The following is an 8925-nucleotide window of genomic DNA, read 5'->3' as shown; positions in this document are numbered from 1 at the left end:
CCCTTCGCGCCGATCTCCGCCGCGGCGTCGACGTGCTGCCCCTCTACAGCCGGCTCTCGGCCGAGGAGCAGCACCGCGTGTTCCGCCCGCGCGGGGGCTCGAAGCGCCGCGTGGTGCTCGCCACCAACGTCGCCACGACCAACAACCGCATCCGCATCCCCAGCCGCAAGCTGCTCCAGCAGCACGTCGACGCCGCGGCGGAGATCGGCGCGAAGGGCCTGATCGTCCACGGTGGGCACGTCAACAAGGCCGACGACCCGGAGAAGGGCTTCGACAACTGGCGCAAGGCCATCGAGGCCACCGACCTCAAGCTCCCGCTGCTGATCGAGAACACCGCCGGCGGCGACAACGCGATGACCCGCTACCTCGACCGGATCGGCCGGGTGTGGGACGCGATCTCCGCGGCCGAGGGCTTCGAGCAGGTCGGCTTCTGCCTCGACACCTGCCACGCCCACGCCGGCGGCAACGACCTGGGCACCGTGGTCGAGGAGGTCCGCGCCATCACCGGACGCATCGACCTCGTCCACGCCAACGACAGCCGCGACGACTTCGACTCCGGCGCCGACCGGCACGCCAGCTTCGGCGCCGGTCGGATCGACCCCGACCTGCTCGCCGCCGTCGTCCGTGACGCCGCGGCGCCGGTGGTGTGCGAGACCCCCGGTCCGGCCGAGTCGCACGTGGCGGACTTCGAGTGGCTGCGCGCGCGGCTGTAACGTCTCTGACCGTGCCGACCCCGACGCGACCCGCCCCCCTCCAGGTCCGCGAGATCGACGAGGCCACCCACCGCGAGCACCTCGCCGCCCGTGCGTCGGCCAGCTTCCTGCAGACCCCGGGCTGGGGCCGGGTCAAGTCCGAGTGGCGCCGCGAGTCGGTCGGCTTCTTCGACGGCGAGAGCCTGGTCGGCGTCGCCCTCGTGCTCTACCGCCAGCTGCCGAAGGTCAAGCGGTTCCTCGCCTACGTGCCCGAGGGGCCGGTGCTCGACTGGGCTGAGGTCGACCTCGCCTCGGCCCTGCCGGCGCTGGCCGCCCACGTGAAGGCGCGCGGTGCGTTCGGGATCCGGATCGGGCCCCCGGTCGTGACGGCCCGCTGGAGCGCCCAGCAGGTCAAGGACGGCATCGCCGACGACGACGTACGCCGCCTCGGCGACCTCGCCCCCACCGAGCGCGACACCGCCGGTGCCCGCGTCGTCACCCAGCTGCGCGAGCTGGGCTGGCGTCCCCAGGTGGCCGAGGGCGGGTTCGCCGCCGGCCAGCCGCAGTTCGTCTTCCAGGTGCCGCTGCGCGACGCCGACGGCACGGCCCTCGACGAGGACGCCGTGCTCAGGGGCATGAACCAGCTGTGGCGTCGCAACATCAAGAAGGCCGCCAAGCTCGGTGTCGAGGTCACCGCCAGCGAGGGTCGCGAGGAGGCCCTGGCCCGGCTCGAGGACTTCCACGCCCTCTACGTCCACACCGCCGAGCGCGACCACTTCACACCGCGACCCCTCTCCTACTTCCGCGTGATGGTCGAGGCGCTGGCCGCCGACGGCGAGGCGGTCGGCGAGAGCGACCGGATCCGTCTCTACGAGGCCCGTCACGAGGGCGACCTCGTGGCCGCCACCATCGCGATCCGGGTCGGCGAGCACGCGTGGTACTCCTACGGCGCCTCCTCCACCGACAAGCGCGAGGTCCGCGGCTCCAACGCGGTCCAGTGGCAGATGATCCGCGACGCGCTCGCGGCCGGTGCGGCCGTCTACGACCTGCGCGGCATCACCGACACCCTCGACTCCGAGGACTCCCACGTCGGTCTCATCCAGTTCAAGGTCGGCACCGGCGGCGAGGCCGTCGAGCACGCCGGCGAGTGGGACCTCCCGCTCAACCGGCCGCTCTACAAGGCCTTCGAGCTCTACATGGCGCGCAGGTGAGCACCCGATGAGCCTCACCCTGAGCGTCGACGGCGAGCGCTGGCGCGCCCACCTCCGTGCCACCGCCGAGCGGTTCCCCGGCCTCGTCCCCGTCGCCAAGGGCAACGGCTACGGCTTCACGACCGGCCGGCTCGCCCGGCGTGCCCAGTGGCTGTGCGACCAGGACCTCGCGCCCACCACCGCCGACACGCTGGCCGTCGGCACCTACTCCGAGCTGCCCGAGGTCGCCCAGCGGTACGCCGGCTCGCTGCTCGTCCTCACGCCCTGGCGCCCCTTCGGCCCGGCCCTGGAGGCCACCGCCGACGCCTCGCTGACGCGTCGTCTCGTCCACACGGTCTCGCGGCCCGAGGACCTCACCGACCTGCTCTCGCGTCGGCCCGACGCCCGCTTCGTCCTCGAGCGCGCCACCTCGATGCAGCGCCACGGCCTCACCGCCCGCGAGCTGTGGGGCACCGCCGAGGTGCTCCGCGGGCGCGGCGCCCACCTCGAGGGCGTGGCGCTGCACCTGCCGCTGGGCCAGGGCACCCACGTCACCGAGGTCGACCGGCTCCTCAACGACGTCGTCGGGGCGGGGCTGCCGGAGGCCGAGCACGACCGGGCGGGGGGAGCCCGGACGGTCTGGGTCTCCCACCTCAGCGCCGGCGAGCTCGACACGCTGCGCCACCGCTGGCCCGACTTCACCTTCCGGCCGCGCATCGGCACCTCGCTGTGGCTCGGCGACCGCGACGCCCTGCGCGTGCACGCCACGGTGCTCGACGTCCACGCGGTCGAGCGCGGCGACGCCTTCGGCTATCGCGGCCGCACAGCACCGAAGTCCGGGCACCTGCTGGTCGTCTCCGGCGGCACCGCCCACGGCATCGGCCTCGAGGCACCCACCGGCGACCTCGGGCTGCGCGGGCGCGCCGGCACCCTCGCCCGTGGCGGTCTGGACGCGCTCGGCTTCGTGCGCTCGCCGTTCTCCATCGACGGCAAGCAGCGGCTCTTCGCCGAGCCCCCGCACATGCAGGCCTCGATGCTGTTCCTGCCCGGCGGCTCCCGGGTCCCCCGGGTCGGCGAGGAGATCGACGTCCGGGTCCGCTACACCATCACGACGTTCGACCGGGTCCTCGTCGACTGACCACCCCGCTGGTCGAGCCCGCTGGTCGAGGTGCGAGCGGAGCGAGCCTCGAGACCCGTCCGCTGTCGGGTCACCGGGTCTCGAGGCTCGGCGCCGGCGCGCCTCGCACCTCGACCACCGGTGCCGGGTCCGGCTCCGCGTCCGGCGTACGCCGGAACATGTCGCGCAGCACGATCCCCACGAGGTACAGCTCGCCGGCGACCCGGACCAGGATCGCCAGCCAGTAGAAGCCGGCGTCGTCGCCGCCGCCGGGGGCCAGCTGGCCGCCGAGGTACCACCACACGCTCGCGAAGTAGAGGACCTCGGTGCCCTGCCAGACCAGCTGGTGGCGGAAGCGGGGGACGGCGAGGACGGCCAGCGGCAGCAGCCACAGGACGTACTGCGGGGAGTAGACCTTGTTGACCAGCAGGAACCCGGTCACGACCAGCAGGCCCAGCTGCGCCAGGGACGGCGTGCGCGGGGCCAGGACGCCGAGCGCCGCGACGCCCAGGCACCAGGCCGCGAAGAACGCCAGCGAGACCACGTTGACGGTGTGCGGGGTGATGGTGACGTCGAAGGCCTGGGCGGCGACCAGCCACACCGACCCGAGGTCCGGCCCGCGGTCGGAGTTGAAGGTCCAGAAGACCTTCCACTGCTCCAGCCCGCCGAGCATGGCCGGCAGGTCGACGACCAGCCACGCGACCGCGGCCGCAGCCGTGGCCAGGCCGAAGGAGCGCAGGTCACGCCGTCGCCAGGCGATGACGAGCACGCCGCCGAGCAGGAAGAGCGGGTAGAGCTTGGTGGCCGTGCCGAGCCCGATGAGCACGCCGGTCAGCACCGGCCGGTCCCGCGACCACGCCCACAGCGCCCCGGCCACCAGGGCCACGGCGGGCAGGTCCCAGTTGACCAGCGCCGTGAGCGCCAGCACCGGCGCGACCGCGAAGGCCGCCGCGTCCCAGGGGCGTCGCGGCACGGCGGTGGCGAGGAACCACGTGGACAGCAGCGCGAGGAGCGCGAACCCGAAGGCGTTGATGACGACGAAGGAGCGGATCTCGCGCTGGACCTGCGGGTCGCCGAAGTAGGTGTCGGGTGACTGGAGCCGGCGCTCGTCGAGGTCCGGCGCGTCGGCCAGCAGGTGGGCGGCCCAGGCGGTGCCCCAGGCCCAGTAGGAGATGCCGACGGGGTACTCCATCACCTCGGCGTACCGCTCCCGCACCTCCGGGTCGCCGGAGTAGGGCCAGGCCAGCTCGGCCAGCCCCCGGCCGGTGTAGAGGTAGGGCAGGTCGGAGTAGCACATGTGGGTGAAACGGGTGTCCCCGTCGGCCCAGGTGTCGTTGAAGCAGCTGGTCTTCTGCACCATCCCGAGGGCGAAGACGATCGCGGTCAGGGCGAGCAGCACCCGCACGGGGGTCCACCAGCGGTGCCCGCGGGAGTGGTCGCCCTCGGGACCACCCGCGACCTCGCTGAGGGCGCGCACGACCTCGTCGTCACGAGTGGCACCGACCGGGGTCACGACTGGCGGGACCGTCGTGCGGGCGCCGGGTTGGCCGAGGCCGAGCCGCTCGGGTTGCCGCTCGCGTTACCGCTGGGGCTCTGCGACGGCGACGGCGACGACGAGCCGCTGGGCTCACTGCTCTCCGACGGGCAGAGCAGCCCCTCGCAGGGCCCCTCGGTGGTGGGCTCCTCGGTCGGCGTGGGCTCCTCGGACGGCTCCTCGCTGGGCTCCTCGGTCGGCTCCTCGCTCCTGGTCGGCGACGGCTTCCTCGTCGGGGACGGCGGCGCGGTCGTCGGCTCGTAGCCGCTCTTGGGGGCGTCGCCGTCGACGTAGACCGGGTCCGGGAAGTCCTCGACGGGCAGGCCGTCCATCATCCGCTGCATGATCGAGAGCCAGGTGGCGGCGGGGAAGCCGGACCCGAAGTACGACGGCAGCCAGCCGTCGAGCCGGTCGTCGCCGTCGCCGCGGACGTACATCACCGCGGTGCTGATCTGCGGGGTGTAGCCGACGAACCACGCCGAGGACACGTCGTCCTTGCTGTTGGTGGCGGTGCCGGTCTTGCCGGCGGCCGGGCGGCCCAGCGGCTGCACGGTCGCGCCCGAGCCACCGGCGACGGTCTCCTGCAGCGAGAAGCTCACGTCGGCCGCGATGTCCTCGTCCAGCGCCCGCTCGGTCGGCTCGTCGAACTCGTAGTCCGTGCTGCCGTCGGCCAGCTCGACCTTCTCGATCACGTGGACGTCGGCACGGCGGCCACCGTTGGCGATCGTGGCGTAGGCGTTGGCCATGTTGATCGGGCTGACCCGGGCCCGGCCCAGGGTGATCAGGGTGTCGTCGGAGGTGAAGTCGCGGCTGGTCGAGGGGATGCCCGGGTAGCGCTGGTCGCTCTCCATCGGCGGGACGCCGAGCTCCATGGCCAGCTTCTGGATCTTCGAGGGCCCCTGCGGGATCGCCGAGGACATGTCGACGAAGGCGGTGTTGATCGACTTCTGCATGGCGAGGATCGCGTTGACGCGCTCCCCGAAGTCCTGGCCGTCGCCGCCACCGGCGTTGCGGACCTCCAGGCCGTCGGGGAAGACGAAGGGCGAGTTGCCCGCGAAGGTGTCCCGCAGCGAGAAGCCGGCGTCGATGGCCGCGGCCAGCGTGAAGGGCTTCATCGTCGACCCGACCATGCCGCCGGAGACGGCCCAGTTGATCTGGCTGTCGAGGTAGTCCTGGCCGGCGAAGAAGCCGAGCAGGCGGCCGGTGCCGACCTCGACGCTGGCCGAGGCCGCGTGCAGCTGCTTGTCGCCGAAGCCCTCGGGCTTGGCCTCCAGCACGCCCTCCTGGGCGGCCCGCATGCCGTCCTCGGTCAAGGTGGTGGTGACCTTCAGGCCGCCGCCGTCGATCTGGTCGTCGGTGTAGCCGAGCCGGTTGAGCTCCTTGCGCACCAGCGTGAGCATGTGGCCGCGCTGACCGCCGTAGGCCGACTCCGACTCGACCTCGGGGAACTTCGGCAGGTGCTTGAGGGCCTTGTCGCGCTCGTCGGCGGAGATGGATCCCAGGGTCGCCATCGAGTTCAGGACGTAGGTGTAGCGCCCCTTGAGCGCCTTGCGGGCGTCCTTGCCGTTGGCGGGGTCGAAGCGGGTGGGGTTGTTGATGACGCTGGCCAGGACCGCAGCCTGGCGCAGGTTCAGGCGCTTGGCCGGCTTGTCGAAGAAGGCCCGGGAGGCGGCCTCCACGCCGTACGCGCCGCGACCGAAGTAGATGGTGTTGAGGTAGTTGGCCAGCAGCTCGGTCTTGGTGATCTGGCGCTGGAGCTTCAGGGCCAGGATGGCCTCCTTGAGCTTGCGCTCGTAGGACTGCTCCTGGCTGAGGTAGAAGATCTTGACGTACTGCTGGGTGATCGTGGAGGCACCCTGGCGGTCACCGCCCGAGGCGTTGTTGAACACCGCGCGCAGGATGCCCTTGACGTCGATGCCGGAGTCGGTCCAGAAGGTCTGGTTCTCGGCGGCGACCACCGCGTCCTTGATCGAGTCGGGCATCTCGTCGTAGGAGATGATCGTACGGTCCTGCGTGGCGAACGTGCCGAGCTCGGTCTGGCCGTCGGCGTAGTAGATGCGCGAGGTCTGGGTCTTGAAGTCCTCGTTGGCGCGCGGGATGTCGATGGTGCGGTAGAGGTAGAAGAACGCCGCACCCGCGATGAGGGCCAGCACGAGCCCCGCGACCGTGGCCCACTTCAGGGCCCACAGGCTGCGCTGCTTCCAGGTGCGGGGCTGCTTGGTCCCGGATGCCGCGCTCTTCCTCACCGGCGGGCCGGGAGCCCTGCGCTTGCCTGTCACGTGTCTGTCGCTCCGCTGCTGCTCGGGGGTCGGGACCTGGTGGTCGCTGCCCCGAGAAGGGTGGACCGCCACTGAAGGGTACGCAACCGGCACGAGGGGGACCGGCTGCCGCAGACGAGGGTGCCCGCCACCGGGTCGCGGTGAACAGTGGCGTACATCTCGATATCACGCAGGTTCGCATTGCGTGGATATATCGCTACGATGCATCTCGTGGCACGTCGCGGAGAGACCATCGAGCTCGCAGTCCTCGGACTGCTGCACGAGGGACCCATGCACGGCTACGAGCTGCGCAAGCGCCTCAACCTGATGCTGGGCTGGGGCCGGGTGCTCTCCTACGGCTCGCTCTACCCGACGCTGAAGAAGATGCTGCGCAGCAACCTCATCGAGGAGACCTCGGTGTCCTCGACGCCGGTGACCAAGCGGCCGCGGATCGTCTACCAGGTGACCGAGGCCGGTCACGTGGAGTTCGAGCGGCTGATGTCGGAGGTCGGTCCCACGGCGTGGGAGGACGACAACTTCGACATCCGGTTCGCCTTCTTCGGGCGCACCGACATGGAGATCAGGCTGCGGGTGCTGGAGGGACGGCGCACCCGGCTGCAGGAGCGGCTCGACCGGGTCCAGCAGCAGCTCGCCATGACGCAGAAGGAGGTCGACCGCTACGCGGCCGAGCTCCAGCGCCACGGTGTGGAGTCCGTCGAACGTGAGGTCCGGTGGCTCTCGGACCTCATCAACGCCGAGCGCGGCAACGCCGCCGCCGCTCCCGAGTCCAGCAGCAGCACCGAGACCGGCAGCCGTCACTCCTGACGGCCGCCCCCAGACCACAGATCGATCAACCAGCCAACGACCGCTCCGCCCCCGGCGGGGCTCAGGCCAACACGGAAGGGAACGACCCGATGGGTTCGGTTCGAGTAGCAATCGTCGGAGTGGGCAACTGCGCCAGCTCCCTCGTGCAGGGTGTCGAGTACTACAAGGACGCCGACCCCCAGGGCACCGTCCCGGGTCTCATGCACGTCACGTTCGGTGACTACCACGTCTCCGACGTCGAGTTCGTCGCCGCCTTCGACGTCGACGACCTGAAGGTCGGCAAGGACCTCTCCGAGGCCATCAACGCCTCGCAGAACAACACCATCAAGATCACCGACGTCCCGACCCTGGGCGTCGAGGTCCAGCGTGGCCCCACCCTGGACGGCCTGGGCAAGTACTACCGGATGACCATCGACGAGTCGGCCGCCGAGCCGGTCGACGTCGTGCAGGCGCTCAAGGACGCCGAGGTCGACGTCCTCGTCTCCTACCTCCCGGTGGGCTCGGAGGAGGCTGACAAGTTCTACGCCCAGTGCGCCATCGACGCCGGCGTCGGCTTCGTCAACGCGCTGCCCGTCTTCATCGCCTCCGACCCCGAGTGGGCCAAGAAGTTCGAGGACGCCGGCGTCCCGATCGTCGGTGACGACATCAAGTCCCAGGTCGGCGCGACCATCACCCACCGCGTGATGGCCCGCCTCTTCGAGGACCGCGGCGTGACGCTGGACCGCACCTACCAGCTCAACGTCGGCGGCAACATGGACTTCAAGAACATGCTCGAGCGCGAGCGCCTGGAGTCCAAGAAGGTCTCCAAGACCCAGGCCGTCACCTCCAACCTCCAGGGCGAGCTGGCCGGCAAGGTCCACGACCGCAACGTCCACATCGGTCCCTCGGACCACGTGGAGTGGCTCGACGACCGCAAGTGGGCCTACGTCCGCCTCGAGGGTCGCGCCTTCGGTGACGCCCCCCTCAACCTCGAGTACAAGCTCGAGGTCTGGGACTCCCCCAACAGCGCCGGCATCATCATCGACGCCCTGCGCGCCTGCAAGATCGCCAAGGACCGCGGCATCGGCGGCCCGATCATCTCGGCGTCGTCCTACCTGATGAAGTCCCCGCCGGTGCAGCTGCCCGACGACGAGGGTCGCCGCCGCGTCGAGGCCTTCATCAAGGGCGAGGAGTAGCCCGACGAAGGAGGGCTGCTCCTACCGCCCGCAGGTCGAGCGAGCGCGCGACCGAGGAACGAGGTCGCGACCGCGGGTCGAGACCCCGTGAGCCGACAAGCAGCCTGAACCCAGCAGCACGAGCGAACGCCCCG

General features: G+C 71.1%; 7 protein-coding genes. 5 read left to right on the top strand and 2 right to left on the bottom strand.

Features of this window, described 5'->3' with window-relative positions; genetic code table 11:
* From A6R01_RS09015 to A6R01_RS09005, 3 genes are all read left to right on the top strand, one after another.
* The coding region (locus tag A6R01_RS09015) for a deoxyribonuclease IV (RefSeq protein ID WP_292605111.1) at positions 1–713 on the top strand (713 nt) is incomplete at its 5' end.
* Between the two features lie 53 nt (positions 714–766).
* Positions 767–1903, top strand: a complete 1137-nt coding sequence (locus tag A6R01_RS09010) for a peptidoglycan bridge formation glycyltransferase FemA/FemB family protein (protein ID WP_292605113.1) — start codon at positions 767–769, stop codon at positions 1901–1903.
* Positions 1904–1910: 7 nt separating this feature from the next.
* Positions 1911–3020: an alanine racemase gene (locus A6R01_RS09005; RefSeq protein ID WP_292605110.1), complete on the top strand. Its 1110-nt coding sequence runs from the start codon at positions 1911–1913 to the stop codon at positions 3018–3020.
* A gap of 70 nt (positions 3021–3090) precedes the next feature.
* Here the strand turns inward: A6R01_RS09005 and A6R01_RS09000 are convergent, their stop codons facing one another.
* Complete coding sequence (locus A6R01_RS09000; protein WP_292605109.1) at positions 3091–4512, bottom strand: glycosyltransferase 87 family protein; 1422 nt, start codon at positions 4510–4512, stop codon at positions 3091–3093.
* Positions 4509–6779, bottom strand: coding sequence for a transglycosylase domain-containing protein (locus A6R01_RS08995; RefSeq protein ID WP_292605108.1), 2271 nt, complete (start codon positions 6777–6779; stop codon positions 4509–4511). The genes A6R01_RS09000 and A6R01_RS08995 overlap by 4 nt, the downstream gene beginning before the upstream one ends.
* Positions 6780–7022: 243 nt before the next feature.
* Here A6R01_RS08995 and A6R01_RS08990 point away from each other — a divergent pair, with 243 nt between their 5' ends.
* Positions 7023–7616, top strand: a complete 594-nt coding sequence (locus A6R01_RS08990; RefSeq protein WP_292605107.1) for a PadR family transcriptional regulator — start codon at positions 7023–7025, stop codon at positions 7614–7616.
* A gap of 89 nt (positions 7617–7705) precedes the next feature.
* Entirely contained in the window at positions 7706–8791 is a 1086-nt protein-coding gene (locus A6R01_RS08985) for an inositol-3-phosphate synthase (protein ID WP_292605106.1), read from the top strand.
* Positions 8792–8925: the final 134 nt, after the last annotated feature.

It is taken from the genome of Nocardioides sp. REDSEA-S30_B4, assembly GCF_001627265.1.
Classification (GTDB): Bacteria; Actinomycetota; Actinomycetes; order Propionibacteriales; family Nocardioidaceae; genus Nocardioides.
This window is presented reverse-complemented; position numbering and strand designations above follow the sequence as displayed.